Origin of the sequence: Yokenella regensburgei ATCC 49455 (assembly GCF_000735455.1) — a bacterium.
In the GTDB taxonomy this organism is placed as follows: Bacteria; Pseudomonadota; Gammaproteobacteria; order Enterobacterales; family Enterobacteriaceae; genus Yokenella; species Yokenella regensburgei.
Genome location: NZ_JMPS01000033.1, coordinates 58,453 through 73,904, shown reverse-complemented (window position 1 = coordinate 73,904; position 15,452 = coordinate 58,453). Strand labels below are relative to the sequence as shown.

Here is a 15,452-nt window from a genome sequence, read left to right as displayed (position 1 = left end):
CGCTCAGTGTGGATCAGATCAGTGAATTTGCGGCAAAAGCCAAAGGCTGTGAGGCCCGTGGCGACTGTCAGCAGATAGTGAAAGAAATGGAAGATCTGAGCCTCAATCAGCAGAAAGAAATGATTGCGGTCTGTTCTACCGATCATGAGGCCTGCAAAAAGAAATACGGTGATATCCCGGCGAACGGAATGCTGGTTCGCAAGGCGCTTGATGGCCTGTTTGATGCAGATGTTCCGGCAGAAATGAAGAACGACATATCTTCATTTTGGGCGCAGCAGATGGAGGCTGAAGGTGTAGTTACCAGCACCGAGTTTGCCAGCCAGCTGGAAAGCCGGTATGGCATGGACAAACAACAGTCTGAAATCCTGGCAATGGCGGTGCTGGGCACTGTGACTGGCGGGATGGGCAAAGGCGGAAAACCAGGGGCGGGTGCATCAGGAAAAAACATTGTTGTTGTGGACTCAGGTAAGAAAGGGGCCTGGAACAAGGCAATGAATAAGCCGGAACCGAACACTGTTTATAAGGTCGATGGGAATAAAACATTCCAGACTGATGCATTGGGAAGAACCAGTTCAGCAGAAGGGATACTAGTTGCTTCGAAAAGCGACAGAAACACTTATCAGCAATGCAAGGCCGGGAAATGTGGTAGCTCTGGTGATGAAGGTGGTCATTTAATTGCCAGTATTTTTAATGGTCCTGGCGAAAAACTCAATCTTGTTCCTATGGATGGCAACCTGAATAAAGGTGTATGGAAATAGATGGAAAACACATGGGCTAATGCTTTGAAAGATGGCAAACAAATTAATGTTAAAATAGAACCTGTTTATACTGGGGGGAATAAGCGTCCCGATAGCTTTAGTGTAACATACTCTATTGACGGAGGCCGTCCTGTTATCAAAGACATCAGCAACACCCCTGGAGGGGTAAAATGAACGAATTAGATGATCTGCATAATAAAATAGGTCAGTTATTAGTGGATGCCGGTCCTGCTAACGCGATGAAGATCATTGCTCGTGCTAAATTACCACTTGATGGTGAGTCATGTGAGTATGAGTATGATTATCTTGATCAAGAGGGAGATGAAGACTGGTTCGTTCCTGATAAATTAGCCAGTCACGATCTTAGACTACTGTTAGTTAAAATGAGGGATTTTTACATCCAAAATAATATGACTAACGGGAAACCAGCATGGACAGGTTGTGAAATAAACGTTGATATACCAGAAGAAAAAATAAGCATAAACCTTCAATATGATGACTAACTGAGATCCCGGCCCCAGCTCCGGGATCCCCACAATGCCCGTAGCGTGTACGGTCGAAAAAGGCGCGTCGGGGCAAAAAGTTGGCGTGCAGGAAGTATAGCAGGGGAAAACGGATGTAAGTCACGTAAATATAAGGGAAAAAACGGGTTCATCGCAGCAACCTGCGTCGGAAAGAGTTGTTGTTGAGAATAATCTTCTGGGTGGAAACGAAGAGACCCAGACAAAGTTCGTGCAGGAATACGGAAAGAATATTGCGTCTTGCAGCACTGACCCAGGTTCAGCATCCAGCCAGAATGGGTTGGCAATGAATGATGCGCTGATGGTTGCGCTGCCAGCTGGCCTTGGTGGTAGCGGCTACACCAGAAATAGCGGCAGCGGCGCAAGTGGCAATCCAGTCATGTGCTGGCAATGTTGTTCTGTGTCTGAACAGCGTCGGGATCCAGGTATCAGAAGCTATCGTATCGGGTGGTATTGGTGCTGTCGGTGCGGTAGGTATCGGTAAGTCGGTAGCGGAGGCGACGGCGGCGAAAGCCGAAGCGTCAGCGGCTAATGCAGCGAAGAATCTATCTTCAGATATTGGGAAAATTAATGCCGGTAAGTTTGGTCAGCTTGAATTAAATTCGCTTTCTAAAACTGGAGCTAATGTTGACCCAGCAGCGAAGTCTGGTAATCTCACCGTTGCAGAAGGAAAAGTTGTTGGATATCAAGGGAAAGGGACGTGGCGGCCAATATATGAAATCATTATAAATGGTGAAGTTCATCGCCTTGCGATTACGGTATTCTGGATAGATGATAAAGATCCTCTGTCTGGTGCGCTAATCAATGGTGCGGGTTCTGGTATCGGCTGTGGCGTAGGGAAAATTATCCAACGCCCATTAGAGAATGTAATTAATCCAGGCTGGAAAAACTGGGAGTGGATTGATGTAGGTAAGGGTGTGAGCAAACCTTTACCACTAAACCCGGCTCCAGAGATTTCTGGAAACATAGGTTCTTCTGTTGGCTCTGAAGGATCTGGTGTTATTCTTCAGGAACAAATCAAAAATCAGCAGGAACAGAAAAAATGAGATTAACTCATCTCCCGTTGCAACTCTTTACATCATTTTTTCTATGGTTTATTGGTATATTTATTACAACATTATCAATTTTTTTCCTCTTGAGAGTGTTTTCCTACTATTTGATTGGTGGCCATTTTTTGTTCTCCTATGTTGATGTGGTGAAAGCTTTGAAAATTGGTGGGTATTGTTCATTGTTATGCAATGCAGTTAGTTGGTTTCTGCGTTGGCGTAATAAATAAGTTCGTATAATCAATATAATTAATATACTGGTAAGGCTTATGATATGGAAATTACCACACCTCAGCGACATGTTAGTGATCCGGCTAAGGTGATTGATTCTATTAGGGATGTTGTTAAATGAAAATAAAAGAAAATGATGGAGCATTAATAGAAATCTACGCTATTTACTGGATGAAGGGAAAAACTTACTTTTATGGTCTAATCAAAGGATATGGCTTGTCTGTATTCAACGCGGATAAAGTAGACATAGTTGACCCCACTATATCAGGTGACTTTATTTTTTTTGAAGATGGTGTTTTTTTTAAACCACTCATAGAAGAAAGAATATTGGATGATCTGGTTGAAGGGGATCCTGAAACTTATAAACTCTTCCTTGAAATCCTGAAAACAGAAGGCCGGATAGATCCAGATTTTTATTAGCTGCAATAGATCCCGGCCTTAGCGGCGGGATCTTTTTAACCGTCAGCCCTTGACCGGCTCGATCACCAGTCGTCCCTGCTCCACGCAGACAATGACTGGCGTGTCGGTGCTGAATCCCGCTTCTCCCAGCCAGTTACCGTTCAGACGCAGGCTGGGGCTGCGGGAATATTAGAAATTTTATTGATTATTTTAAACAAAAGAAAAGGAAAGCACATGAATACAAAACTCCTCGCCGTTGTGGCCGCGACATCCATCTTAATGGGCTGCGCGACACCGGTTAAACCCGATAGGGTAAAAGCGGCGAATGGCAGTTCTGTTGATATTTTCAGCGTTCCGGCACTGGCAGATCTTAATAAGAACCGGGTAGCCGATAACAAGCTGCGCGAGGTTACGCCGTCGCATGCCACGATGGGAATGGGGATTGCGGTGTTAGGGGCGCTGACCGGGAACGTCAATGGCAGTGATTTTGATAAGGAAAACTACAAAGGGAATACGATTGATTCCCTGACCAATCCTACGGATGCCGGGTTTACGCCGAAAGCGAAACAAAATATCAAACAATGGCTGGAGGCCAACGGTAATGGCTATGCATACAAGCAGCCACTCTATATTGGCCATGCCACGTGGGCGCTGGTGTATAACGATGCCACGGCGACCGATCCCGCCTATCAGCTGAAATACAAGATAATTTTTTATAAGCGCCCTGAAAATGGCAGTATGTTTTCAGCATTCACGGTAGCGGAATGTACCCCGGCACCCGTGGAAGCAAAATTGTCAGACTGGCAAGCCAATCATTATGCCCGCGTTACGGCTGAAACAGAAAAATATATGAACAGCTGCTTGCTTGAGCTTAATAATCAGCTGCCACGTTTGCTTAAAAAATAAATAAATCTGGTATCGCTTTTTGTCGGATAGCGCTTCGCTTATCCGGCCTGTAAAACCAAATGATTCTGCTGGTTTTGCAGGCCGGATAAGCTTTTAAAGCCCGTTACTCGCTGCGATCGACGTTGTCGAAGCGGCTGCGGCGGATGATGGGGAGATCGCCGGTATCAATCAGCGCACCGGGGAAGGTTTTTAACCAGTCGCTGACCTTACGCTTATTCATATTCACCACACTCATTCCCTCCAGGCACCCCCATAACTCACGCGTATGCTGCGGGGTGATCACAATACAGTCTTTCATCGCCCGGATTTTTACCGGCATTCCGTCCACAAACCCCGCCCGCGTTAACCATGCGCCCTGCAGCGGCAGATAACGGCAGTCGACGTGAGCATACAGCTCACAGCAGGCCGAACCATCCTGCGCAGACTCCGCGCGTGGATGAATTTCCGCCTCCTCGGTGCGCCGCCCGTGCAAGCGGTTTCGCGCATTTTTGCGCGGCACCTCGTAAATCTCACTCTCCGTTGTCGCAGAATCTGAATCCGTTTGGGTAACGGGCACAACTGACATAAACTCAACACCAGCCATACACAACTCCTTATTAGTTGATTGTGGTTAGCGGTATGGAAGTGTTTGCCCACTTTCATACCGCGAAAATAAAGAACAAAAGGATTATAGAATGCTGGATAAGAAAACAGTATATGGGGAGAGGGGTAAAGTGAATTAATGCGAGGAAGCTTCAGGAAAAGATGGAAGTGAATGTATAATTACATTATTAACGCGTTTTAAAACTGAATGGACACCCATCATAATTATATTTAATAAATTCCAGTAAAGCCTGCCAAAAAATCAACAGGCCTCGGGTTGAATTATAGCCTATTTACGATCTTTAAATTTCTCAGGAGAATCGACCAGCACCCCGTAAGCCCCCAGCGCTTTTGCCTGCTGATAATCTTCTGGTGTGTTTATGCCAAATAACACTACTTTATTTTTATTGCCACCGGTAAAGCATTTAAATGCTTCCGGATCCCACTGCAGATAAGAGGTGGAAACGCCTTCGCCCAGCGTGAATTTCTCAATCACCTGAACCTCCCGGCGGAATTCAAAACCATACCATTTACCCTTGCCCTGCTCAGCAGGGAGCGTGCAGAGATGATCCATCGTGATGTTAGCCAGCGCGGTGCGGGTGAGGTCCCGGCTCTCAAAGCGGGGGATCGCTTCAGGCAGGGCGCTGGTGTATTTCTCATCGGTTGAATACACCCTGACCCGTTTAAGCGAATGGGTGTTCTTCAGAAGCGTCAGCAGCGTGCTGGCAAACTGCTGGGGAGAGGCGTCCGGAGATTTGATATCAAGATAGAAAAACGTGTCAGGCCATTTTTTCAGGACGCTCTCAAGCGTTGGAACATGAATGCCTTTACCGCGCAGGGGATAATCCGGAGGCAGGTATTTCCAGGCAGCGTCGGCGGCGGCCAGCTCATCCGCGGTAAAAGAAGAGACGGTTCCGGTCAGACTGGTGAGGGACGATAAATCGGATGGGCGGTACAGCACAATCACGTTGTCTTTGGTTAACTGCAGCGTCACCCAGATGGCATCAGCCTTGTTATGGAGCGACTTTTCAATGGTATAGGCCGTGTTCTCCGGCCCATCGCCGGTACCGCCCCGATGCGCAATAATCAGCGGGGCACTGGCGAAAGCACTTAACGTTGTAGATAAAAGCACTGACGCAAGAAAAACCATCGGTGACTTTGACATATAACCTCCTGTAATAATGGTAAGTAGCACAATGATGGTCGTCATGCTGAATCCCTTTATTTAGCATACTGACTGTCCTGGAGGAATACATGATTCACCTTAATTTAAGACAGGAGATAATGTCATCTGTATTTATCTTTTCGTTTCCAGCCGCAGCGCCTGCGTCGGCTCCCGCGATAATACCGTGCATACCACCCCCCGGCCCGAATCCGCATAGATAAACCGAAACCCATTATTCACCGAAAGAATATCGCCATTGGTAAATGTATAAAAATGATTGCTCTTGCTGCGCCGGGCGTCGGAAATATAAAAAAGGTTGTTCTCCCACAGTACGCTGACGTGCTGGAATAAATGAAAGGTGACTTCCGCCCAGCCTCTGTCCGGGCAACGTAGCGTTACTTTCTCCCCGGCAAGCACCGACAGCGGTAGCAGTAATAAGACGGCCAGCGCCCTTTTCAGTATTTTTGTCATGGTTATTATCGTTCTCGTCCTGATATCGTTGTGCGATAAGGTAATTAAACCCGACGCTGACGCATTGGATCACAGCGACATTTTGCATAAGCCAACGGACATCGGCAGAATAAGCGCCTGCACAATCGGCCAAAGGAGGCATGCTCAATGACGAAACCGCCGCGCGATATTTCCTGGCAGTTTATTGATGAGATAGATAATTTGCCCGACGGCTGGCCGAACGGCGGTGCGCCGGAACTGAACGTGGGGATCCTGCTGTGGCCTGAATTTCCCCTGATGTCGCTTGCCGGGCTGCTGGATGCGCTGCGCCACGCGGCGGATATGGGCGACAACAGCCAGCAGGTGCGCTGCTCGTGGACCATCATGAGCCACGATCCCGGGCTTCGCGTGGCGTCGAGTTCCGGCATCACTATTCAGCCCGACTGCGGCTTTCTGCCGCCGGAAACCTTCGACTACGTGGTGGTCATCGGCGGGCTGCTGCGTAGCCTGCATGCTGGCAGCCCGCCAGGCCGCGAGTATCTGCGCGGGGCGTACGCCGCGGGTGTGCCGGTAGCCGGGGTGTGTACCGGCAGCTTTGTGCTGGCGGAAGAGGGGCTGATGGCGGGAAGGCGGGCGTCGCTGCATCCGTTCCATATTGCTGATTTCCGCGCGCGCTTCCCGGGCGTGTATGCCGAAACGGGGAGCGATTTTATTGACGACCGGGGCGTGCTGACCTGTCCGGGCGGGATCTCCACCATTGGTCTGGCGAGCGAGCTTATCCGCCGCCACTGCGGGCCGGATCGCGCCACCAAGGCGATTCACCAGATGGCGGTGCCGAACCGCATCGACGCCGCGCCGGTGTCCGTTTCACGCGCGCTCGGCTTCACCCGGGTGGCGGATGGACGCCTGCGCCGAGCGGTGTTTCTTATCGAGCAGTCGCTGGTGCGCCCGGTCAGCACCGAGTGGCTGGCAGGCCAGGTGAACATCAGCGCGCGGCAGCTGACAAGGTTGTTCCGCCAGGAGTTCGACCAGACGCCCGGCGAGTTTATTCGCGCTGCGCGGCTGAAGTATGGCCGCTGGCTGTTGAAGAACTCGGCGGAGAGCGTCACCGAGATTGCGCTGCGTACCGGCTTCAGCGATTGCGCGCACTTTATTCGCGCCTTTCGCCAGCAGTACCAGTGTACGCCGGGAGATTATCGCGCTTCGCGAGAACCGGTCAGCGAAGGGTGTCGAGCGGAAACGGTCTGTCCTGCACCACCGTCTTCATCACCAGCGTAGAGCGCAGGTGCTGCACGCCGGGCATGGCGGAGAGCTGCTGGTCGTAGAGTTTCTGGAACGCCGGCAGATCGCGGGTGACCACGTGCATCAGGTAATCGGGATCGCCGAACAGACGCTGGGCGTGGACAATCTGCGGGATCTCCTCCACCGCCTCTTCAAAGGCGCTGACCGCCTTGCGATCGCCCTCGCGCAGGGTGGCAAACACCAGGGCGACAAAGTTAAAACCCATTTTCCCCGGATCCAGGTTCGCACGATAACCGGTGATAACGCCGCTCTCCTCCAGCGCGCGCAGGCGGCGGTGACAGGGGGAGAGGCTTAAATTCACCCGTTCCGCCAGCTCGGTGACCGACAGCCGACCGTCAGACTGCAGCTCAGCAAGAATTTTTCGATCAATGCTGTCCATTTAGAAGATCCTCTCAATTTGTAACGCTTACTGGCATGATATTGAAAGCTCATTGCGTTGCAATAACGATATTCTTTCTTTGCCGATAAATATCACCGTTGGGAAGGAAGTGCGCGTGGAGATGAGTTTTGTTGCAGGGTTCTGGCTGGTTTCATTTTTGCTCATCATGACGCCGGGGGCCGACTGGGCGTATGCCATCAGCACCGGGATCCAGGGGCGGGGGATTGTGCCGGCGGTGGCCGGGTTGATGTCCGGGCATTTGCTGGCGACGGTAATTGTGGTGGCGGGCGTGGGGGTGCTGATTGCCGGTCATCCGCTGGCGCTGTCGGCGATCACCCTGCTGGGCGCGCTGTATCTGCTGTGGCTGGGTATCGGTATTTTGCGGGATCCCCCCGCGTTGACCGCCGGGGAAACGGCTCCTGCCAACCGCCAGCGGCTGGCGATAAAGGGATTGTGCATCAGTGGCCTGAACCCGAAAGTCTTTCTGCTGTTCCTGGCGCTGCTGCCGCAGTTCACCGATCCGCACGGTAGCTGGCCAGTGGCGATGCAGATGTCGGTGCTGGGGATTATGCACCTGTTCACCTGCACCATTATTTATCTGCTGGTGGGCTACAGCTCCCGTGCGGTGCTTTCCACCCGCCCGCAGGCGGCGCGAATGGTGAGCCGGGTTTCGGGAGCGATGATGATATTGATTGCCGGAATGCTGCTGTACGGGCAGATGGTGGCACAGTATCAAGGATGACAGATGCCGGTGGCTGTTGCTTCCGGCATTGTGGCAGGTTTTTCTGGCAGGAGAGAAAAGCTACTTCTTAAACGTATGAAACACTTTTGAGGTGGTTTTCATCAGCTCAGGGTGTCTGGCGTGAAAGCGCAGGCGCGGCTTCATGTCCATGTCGGTAATAAAATTCGAGGCTTTCTTGATCAGGTCACAGGTGCGCTGATCGTAATTATAAAAACCATGTATTTTTTTGTGAATGCTTTTTATTTCCACGAAACAGTTCAGAATAACCAGTTTTAACAGCTGCTGTTTTTCTTTATTGTTATCGTAAACGTTGAATTCGTTAATCGTGTACTCAAGGCTGTCGGTCATATTTTTGATATCATCAAAAATAATGTTCTGAGTAATGCCGTGCTGGTTATGACGGTACAAATAGAGAGGCAGCTTAATGGAAACGATACTTTTAGCTTTGAAATAGAGCCACGGCGTAAAATACATATCCTCATATCTGCCCTTCGACGGGAATTTATGATCGCCTAAAATATCTTTTTTGAATATTCTGCTCCAGACGTGCCAGTGTGAACGCTTGAAGCAGCCATGCAGCACCGCCGGGTCGTTCTTGTGGATGCACTTCTGCAGTTCGTCGATGCACGCTTTCACCGGCAGGCTGGTATCTTCGGTGCGGAACTTGATGTAGTCGAAGTCAATCAGATCAGGCTTGTCGTTCTTCAGAATCGGGTACACGACCTCGATGAAGTTATCAAACCACAGGTCATCGCCATCAAGAAACGAGATGTACTCGCCGCTGGCCTGCTCCAGACCAATATTTCGGGTCTGAGCAATCCCCATATTGGTTTTCTGGTTAAGGTATTTAATATGAGCACGATGTTCGGTATTTAATGCTCTTTTTATCTCATCATCAGTGTTGTCAGTCGAGCCGTCATTAATAATGATAATTTCCACGCTCTCATCGCACTGCTTTAATGCCGGGAGCAGCGAGTCGTATATATATTTATCATTATTGTATGTCGGAACAATGATGCTGAGAAAAATATCTTTCATTTGCTGCTCGTTAAAAATAAATTTTCACTACTTTAATTATGCACCAAGCACATTTTACTGTCGAATTTTTTCTGTCTAATTCTACATATGTTTAGGTACGATTCATTCACGTCAATTATGAAAAATCCGTTTTTTCGGAACACTCCAGGGCGGTGAGACAGGGAGACAAAGGTTTTTTTCAGCATGTGATTGTACCATGGCGCAACTAACGCAATGATTTTTAAGCTTTTTGTGCTATCTGGGTTTTTTAGGAACTTTTTAAGCCGTTTTTCAGCCGTGAGCTGAGGCTGAATTGTCTCAATTTCTCTTTGCACATGATTTTTGGCCTGGGATGTGTGAGGGAGGCGGGGGGGCGTTTAACTTTCGAAGTCTGGTACCCCAGAATGCGGCCAGACCAGCGCTCGACTATCTGGCCGGGTGGCTTGGTGAATCCGCCGCGGAGGAGATTGCCCGAATCATTCAATGGCCGGTAACAACCAGCGTAGATGCAAACACCGAGGGTGATGACGGCTAGTGGCTGCATTATTGTTCCGACTGGCGCTGACGCAATCTATCTGAGGTGGCGTCAGTCCTGGGGGGCTTTCCATGGTCAATTTCTGGTGGACGGTAACAGGCACAAAAAAGCCCGCAGGACTTGCGCCATGCGGGCTTTCAGGACTTCGTATCAGGCTCTGGTGACCATCAACCAAGAATTTTGGTGGAGCTGGCGGGAGTTGAACCCGCGTCCGAAATTCCTACATCCTCGGTACTACATGCTTAGTCAGTCTTTACATTCGCCTGGCACCTGCGGACAGACACGCCACTACCAAACTAGCCTGATTAGTTTTAACGCTTCAACCCCAGGCAGGGCATCCACGCGATCTCTTTTGGGTTTGACCTCTCTTTGATCCCCGTCTTAAGAGCGGAAGCTAGGGAGAGAGGGCTCAGAGCAGGTTATTAAGCTGCTAAAGCGTAGTTTTCGTCGTTTGCGACTATTTTTTTGCGGCTTTTTACGAGGCCAACCGCCCCTCGGCATGCACCTTGGGTTTCGCAAATCCCGTCGAATCCAGAATCAGCCCCAATGTGTTATGCCGAGTATAACAGAATTGTCATGAGCAATACCAGCCTGGTTCTGCTTACTTAACGCTCACGTAGCGCTTCTTTTGCGCGGTTGAACGGTTTAATCAGGTACTCGGCGACGGTTTTTTCACCGGTCTTGATATCTACGGTGGCAATCATCCCCGGCACGATGGAAAACTTGCGCCCGGCCTTGTTCAGCAAGAAATCCTGATGGGTACGAATGAACACCCGGTAGTACACCACTTCGGGCTTCACTTTGTCCTGAATGGTGTCCGGCGAGATGGTCTCTACTTCGCCCTCCAGTCCGCCGTAAATCGAGTAGTCATAGGCGGTTATCTTCACCAGCGCCCGCTGTCCGGGGTGGATGAAGGCGATATCGCGCGGCGAGAGGCGCGCCTCAATCAGCAGCCGGTCGTCGATGGGCACAATCTCCATCATCTCGCCGTTTGGCGGAATAACGCCACCGATGGTGGTGACCTGGATATTTTTCACGATCCCGCGCATCGGCGAGCGTACTGTCAGGCGGGTCACCGAATCTTCACGCCCTTTCAGCACCGCCGAGAGCATGTCGACCTCCGCGTTGGCCTTTGACAGCTCCTCGCGAGCCTGCACGTAATACTGCGAACGCAGGTCGGTAATTTTGAGGCCTAAATCGCTTTTCTGGCGCTGCAGGCGCAGCACCTCCACGTGGCTTGCGGCACCGCTTTTCTCAAGACGCTGGGTGATGGCGAGCTCTTTGTTGACCGACACCAGCGCGTCGCGCAGTTCAGACTCGGAGTCGGCGAGCTGGGCGCGGCGGGTTTTATACAGCCGTGTCTCAGAGGCGACTAAGTCCGGCCACGCCTTCAGCGACGGCGGGAAGACCAGCGGAGCATCGTTCACCTCGGCGGAGAGGCGGGCGCTGGAGGCGAGCGAGGCGCGGTAGCGCGCGGCGCTTTCGCCCACGTTTGATTCAGAACGCGTCGGGTCGAGGCGGGCGACGATTTCCCCCGCCTGCACGATGTCGCCCTCGCGTACTTTCAGCTCGGCCACGATACCGCCGTCAAGCGATTGCAGCACCTGTTCGCGCGAGCTGGGCACCACTTTGCCGGTGCCGGTAGAGACCTCATCCAGGGTGCCGAACCACGCCCAGACGAAGAAAATCAAAAACATCAGGCCGCTCAGCATAATAATGCGGCTGGCGCCGGAGTATTCGCTCTCCCGGCGGATGTCCGGGTCTTCCATCGCGGCATCATGCGGACTGGTTTTCATTTTTCCACTCCCGTGCGTTGGCCTGCGCCGCCGTGCGGCCGTTGTTCAGCGCCTGTGCTTTCGGCGCGTCCATCACCAGCTGCCCTTCTTTCAGCACCACGATGCGTTCCACCAGATCCAGCACCGGCACCCGGTGGGTGGCGACAATCAGCGTCCGGTTACCCAGCCACTGGTGCAGGCGTTGAATAAAATCGCGTTCGGTGTGGTCATCGAGCGAGGCGGTGGGTTCGTCGAGCAGGACGATATTCGGCGAGCGCAGCAGCATCCGCGCCAGCAGAATCGACTGACGCTGGCCGCCGGAAAGCCCGGCACCGCCCTCCATAATCGGATGGTCGAGCCCCTTCGCCAGCCGTTTGACGAAATCGCCGCCGCCGCTGATTTCCAGCACTTCGAAAATGGCGTCGTCGGTGGCGTGCGGCGCGCCGAGGGTCAGGTTCTCACGCAGGGTGCCGAAAAAGAGCCGGGCGTTCTGGCTGAGCAGGCCGATGTTGCGGCGTAAATCCGCCGCGTCTATCTGCTCCATGCTGAGGTTGTCGAGGCGCACATCGCCGCTTATCACATCCACGCCGCCCGCCAGCGCCTGCAGCAGAGTCGATTTACCCGCGCCATTGCGCCCGAGCAGGGCGATGCGCTCGCCGGGGTGAATTTCAAGACGCGCGATCCGCAGCGGGACGCGCTGATCTTCGCTGTGATAGCGGAACTGCGCGTTCTCAATCACGTAGTGGCCGTGGAAAATTTCCTGATGCACCATCCGTTCATCGCGCTGGGTCTCGGTCGGGAGCTGCATAATGCTGTCGAGCCCCTGTTTCGCCGCTTTCACCTGCTGCCAGCGGGCCAGTACGCCGCAGAGGTTCGCCATCGGAGCAATCATCCTTGAGGCCAGCATCGAGGCCGCCACCACCGAACCGGTGGTCAGTTCGCCCTCGATCACCATCGGCGCGCCGAAGAGGATAACCGCCGTGTAGACCAGGCTCTGAATGGTCATTCCCCAGCTGATAAGCCCCTGGGTCAGCTCGCGGGTGCGCAGGCCGGATTCGGCGGTGATGCGAATATAGCTGTTCCACTGCTGCAGAAAGCGGTTCTCGGCCTGCATCAGCTTGATGTCCTCCAGGCCCTGCACGCTCTCCACCAGCACCGCGTTGCGCAGGGTAGATTCATGTGCCGCCTGGTTGGCCAGCATCGCCAGGCGTTTTTGCAGCATCAGCCCCGGCAGCACCATCAGAATGGCGGCCACGGGGGCTATCCACGCCAGCGGCGGCGCGATGATCGCCAGCACCACGATGAAGAGGAAAAAGAACGGTAGATCGACGATGGTGGAGATGGTGGAGGAGGTGATCATCTCGCGCACCTGCTCCAGCTCGCGCAATTGCGAAATAAAGCTACCGGTGGAGCGCGGCACCGCGCTGTTGCGCAGGCGCAGGGCGTGGCTGAATACCCGATCAGAGATGCGCATGTCCGCGCGTTTGCCAAGCACGTCCATGATATGGCTGCGGGCAATTTTGAGCAGAAAGCCGAACACGGTGGCAACCAGCACTCCGGTTGCCAGCACGTACAGCGTGGGGTAAGACTGTGCCGGGATCACCCGGTCATAGACCTGCATCGAGAAAATAATCCCGGAGAGCGACAGCACGTTCACCAGCAGGGCGGCGAACATCACAGGGCCGTAGGGGCGAACGTCCATCATCACCAGCGTTTTCAGCCAGTCGGGGCTGAAGCGGGTGACGTAGGCATCCACGCGGCTGTCCTTCAGCGCCGAGAGGGGACGCAGGGCGGCGATAAAACGGATCTCCGATAACAGCTCGTCGTATGCCACGCGGTTAGTCTGGCGATCGCCATCGATAAGGCTGATATCGACGGTGTTCTCGCCGTCAAAATGCTCGATCACCGCCAGTTTACCGTCGTTGAGGCTGACGATCACCGGCAGACGCCAGTGGGCTATCGCCTCCTGAGACGGGGTGAGTAACTTAAACGACAGTCCGGCCTGGCGCGCAAGCTGCGTCAGCGCGGAGACCATACTTTTATCTTTAAACCACGGCGCGTTGGCCTGTAAGGTTCCCGGCGAGCAGGCAACGCGATAGTGCCCGGCAATATGGCTGATGGCCAGCGCCCAGTTGCTGAGGGCGCGTTCGGTGAGTAACTCTTCTACATGCGGGGCGGCGTGGGTCATGGCTGGATCTCCACTGACTGAATGCTGCGATTCTCAAGACCAAAGGCGCGGCGCAGCTGGCCGGTGTTGTACATGCAGTTGATCTGCAGTTGCCGCAGCTGGCTCTCGGTCTGCTGGCGGGCGAAGCGGGCCTGGTACACCTCCTGTTCTGCGTTCAGCACGTCGAGCAGCGGGCGGGAGCCGAGGTCGAGGTACTGCTGCTGGTACAGCTCACGGGTCTGTTCGCTGAGGGTTTCCTGGCGCTGCAGCACCTGCATGGCGCCATACAGGCTCAGCGCCTGGCTGCGGGCTTCCGCCAGCTTCTGCCGCACGTCGAGGCGGGTGCGCTGAATACCGGACTGCGCCGCCTCCAGCGCGTGGCTGGCGGCGTTGCGCCGGGCGGTTAAGCCGCCGCCCTGGTAAATCGGCATCTCCACTTTTACCCAGGTGGAGTACTGGGTGCGGTCGAGCACGTCGTGGCTCGGGTATTTGTCGTTGAGATAGTGCTGCACCTGCGGCTCCAGCGAGATGGTCGGCGTCATCTGCGCGTTGGCGTAATCAAGGTTGGCTTTGGCGACGTTTGCCTGCGCCCAGGAGGCCAGCACCGCGGGCACCAGCCGGTCGTCCGGCTTGGCGATATCGCAGCTTTTGTTGAATTTATCCGGGAAGTCGTTGCTGATGCCGTTCAGGTTATCCCAGCCGAGCCAGCTCATCAGCGTGGCCTGGGCACTGTCGAGGCTCGACTGATACTGGATCAGCTGTGAGCGGGCGGATTCAATGCGCGCATCGGTTTGCACCACGTCCGAAAGCGACGTGGCCCCTTCGTCATTACGCTGCTGGGTCAGTTTGCCGATGGCGCTCAGCGCCTCGAGCTGCTCTTTGGCGATGTCCACCATCTGCTGCCAGGTCTGCACCTGCACCATGGCTATGGCGGTGTCGTGGCTGACGTTATCAATGCTCACCAGCACGTTGGCCTGCTCCTGCGCGACGCCCGCGCTCTGTGCGCGCACCTGGCTGTCGACCTTGCCGAAGTCATAGAGCATTTGCGAGAGCGAGAGTACCAGCGACGGGCTGAAGCCGCCGTCGGTGTAGGTATTGGAGTAGCCGTTGTTCATTCCGGCGCTGACCTGCGGGTAGTACTTCGATTTGGCGACGTTGACCTGCTCGGATTGCGACCAGAGTTTGCCGATGGCTTCACGAATGGTCGGATGCCACATTACGGCACGGGTGACCGCGTCGTTGAGCGTCAGCGTGCCGGGCGCAGCGGCCGCCAGTTTCAGCGAGGCGCTGCCGTCCAGTGCGGGGAGCTCCTGCTCTTCGGCGAGCCCCTGAGTGGTGATGAACTGCGGTGCGTCTTCGGCGTAGACCTGGGCTGAACACAGGCAACACGCCAGCCACCAGGCCACGGGCTGTAATTTTCCCATATTTTGTCCCTAATAAAGCAAATCTGACGTTTACGCCCCGGACGTACGTGCGT

At 53.6% G+C, this 15,452-nt stretch carries 14 protein-coding genes, 1 other RNA gene and 2 pseudogenes; 7 read left to right on the top strand and 10 right to left on the bottom strand.

Annotated features, from left to right (window positions below; genetic code table 11):
- From GYRE_RS25190 to GYRE_RS10455, 4 genes and pseudogenes are all read left to right on the top strand, one after another.
- Nucleotides 1–932, top strand: a pseudogene (locus tag GYRE_RS25190) (DNA/RNA non-specific endonuclease); the annotation flags it as partial.
- Nucleotides 929–1,261, top strand: coding sequence for a hypothetical protein (locus tag GYRE_RS10470; protein ID WP_038255102.1), 333 nt, complete (start codon nucleotides 929–931; stop codon nucleotides 1,259–1,261). The pseudogene GYRE_RS25190 and the gene GYRE_RS10470, both read left to right, overlap by 4 nt.
- Nucleotides 1,262–1,605: 344 nt before the next feature.
- Nucleotides 1,606–2,325, top strand: a complete 720-nt coding sequence (locus GYRE_RS24985; protein ID WP_245939510.1) for a hypothetical protein — start codon at nucleotides 1,606–1,608, stop codon at nucleotides 2,323–2,325.
- Nucleotides 2,326–2,673: 348 nt separating this feature from the next.
- The gene (locus tag GYRE_RS10455) at nucleotides 2,674–2,976 is read left to right on the top strand and encodes a hypothetical protein (protein ID WP_038255101.1); all 303 of its coding nucleotides are present in this window, start codon (nucleotides 2,674–2,676) and stop codon (nucleotides 2,974–2,976) included.
- 42 nt (nucleotides 2,977–3,018) lie between these two features.
- On the opposite strand, the pseudogene GYRE_RS23715 reads toward GYRE_RS10455, so the two are convergent.
- Nucleotides 3,019–3,132 (bottom strand): annotated as a pseudogene (locus GYRE_RS23715) (SymE family type I addiction module toxin); the annotation flags it as partial.
- Nucleotides 3,133–3,189: 57 nt separating this feature from the next.
- On the opposite strand from GYRE_RS23715, the gene GYRE_RS10450 reads away from it, so the two are divergent.
- Nucleotides 3,190–3,861, top strand: a complete 672-nt coding sequence (locus tag GYRE_RS10450; RefSeq protein WP_038255100.1) for a hypothetical protein — start codon at nucleotides 3,190–3,192, stop codon at nucleotides 3,859–3,861.
- Between the two features lie 103 nt (nucleotides 3,862–3,964).
- Here the strand turns inward: GYRE_RS10450 and GYRE_RS24255 are convergent, their stop codons facing one another.
- The 3 genes from GYRE_RS24255 to GYRE_RS10435 form a co-directional block, all read right to left on the bottom strand.
- Nucleotides 3,965–4,444, bottom strand: coding sequence for a SymE family type I addiction module toxin (locus tag GYRE_RS24255; protein ID WP_081874647.1), 480 nt, complete (start codon nucleotides 4,442–4,444; stop codon nucleotides 3,965–3,967).
- Nucleotides 4,445–4,732: 288 nt separating this feature from the next.
- On the bottom strand, nucleotides 4,733–5,593 hold the full coding sequence (locus GYRE_RS10440) for a glycerophosphodiester phosphodiesterase family protein (protein ID WP_112471512.1): 861 nt from the start codon (nucleotides 5,591–5,593) through the stop codon (nucleotides 4,733–4,735).
- A 147-nt stretch (nucleotides 5,594–5,740) separates the two neighbouring features.
- Nucleotides 5,741–6,079 carry a hypothetical protein gene (locus GYRE_RS10435; RefSeq protein WP_038255098.1) on the bottom strand — a complete coding sequence of 113 codons (339 nt, stop codon included), beginning with the start codon at nucleotides 6,077–6,079 and terminating at the stop codon, nucleotides 5,741–5,743.
- Nucleotides 6,080–6,226: 147 nt separating this feature from the next.
- On the opposite strand from GYRE_RS10435, the gene GYRE_RS10430 reads away from it, so the two are divergent.
- Nucleotides 6,227–7,336, top strand: a complete 1,110-nt coding sequence (locus GYRE_RS10430; protein WP_038255096.1) for a GlxA family transcriptional regulator — start codon at nucleotides 6,227–6,229, stop codon at nucleotides 7,334–7,336.
- On the opposite strand, the gene GYRE_RS10425 is transcribed toward GYRE_RS10430, so the two are convergent.
- Entirely contained in the window at nucleotides 7,275–7,739 is a 465-nt protein-coding gene (locus tag GYRE_RS10425; protein ID WP_038255094.1) for an Lrp/AsnC family transcriptional regulator, read from the bottom strand. The genes GYRE_RS10430 and GYRE_RS10425 overlap by 62 nt on opposite strands.
- 115 nt (nucleotides 7,740–7,854) lie before the next feature.
- On the opposite strand from GYRE_RS10425, the gene GYRE_RS10420 reads away from it, so the two are divergent.
- Nucleotides 7,855–8,481: a LysE family translocator gene (locus GYRE_RS10420; protein WP_038255093.1), complete on the top strand. Its 627-nt coding sequence runs from the start codon at nucleotides 7,855–7,857 to the stop codon at nucleotides 8,479–8,481.
- Between the two features lie 60 nt (nucleotides 8,482–8,541).
- Here the strand turns inward: GYRE_RS10420 and GYRE_RS10415 are convergent, their stop codons facing one another.
- The 5 genes from GYRE_RS10415 to GYRE_RS10390 all read right to left on the bottom strand — a co-directional run bounded on the left by GYRE_RS10415 (nucleotide 8,542) and on the right by GYRE_RS10390 (nucleotide 15,399).
- On the bottom strand, nucleotides 8,542–9,519 hold the full coding sequence (locus tag GYRE_RS10415; RefSeq protein WP_038255090.1) for a glycosyltransferase family 2 protein: 978 nt from the start codon (nucleotides 9,517–9,519) through the stop codon (nucleotides 8,542–8,544).
- A gap of 695 nt (nucleotides 9,520–10,214) precedes the next feature.
- Nucleotides 10,215–10,578: a transfer-messenger RNA gene (gene ssrA / locus GYRE_RS23710) on the bottom strand.
- A 60-nt stretch (nucleotides 10,579–10,638) separates the two neighbouring features.
- Entirely contained in the window at nucleotides 10,639–11,802 is a 1,164-nt protein-coding gene (locus tag GYRE_RS10400) for an HlyD family type I secretion periplasmic adaptor subunit (RefSeq protein ID WP_087943237.1), read from the bottom strand.
- Nucleotides 11,803–11,809: 7 nt separating this feature from the next.
- The gene (locus tag GYRE_RS10395) at nucleotides 11,810–13,996 is read right to left on the bottom strand and encodes a type I secretion system permease/ATPase (protein ID WP_038255086.1); all 2,187 of its coding nucleotides are present in this window, start codon (nucleotides 13,994–13,996) and stop codon (nucleotides 11,810–11,812) included.
- Nucleotides 13,993–15,399, bottom strand: coding sequence for a TolC family outer membrane protein (locus GYRE_RS10390; protein ID WP_038255084.1), 1,407 nt, complete (start codon nucleotides 15,397–15,399; stop codon nucleotides 13,993–13,995). Before GYRE_RS10390 ends, GYRE_RS10395 begins: the two co-directional genes overlap by 4 nt.
- Between the last annotated feature and the right edge of the window lie 53 nt (nucleotides 15,400–15,452).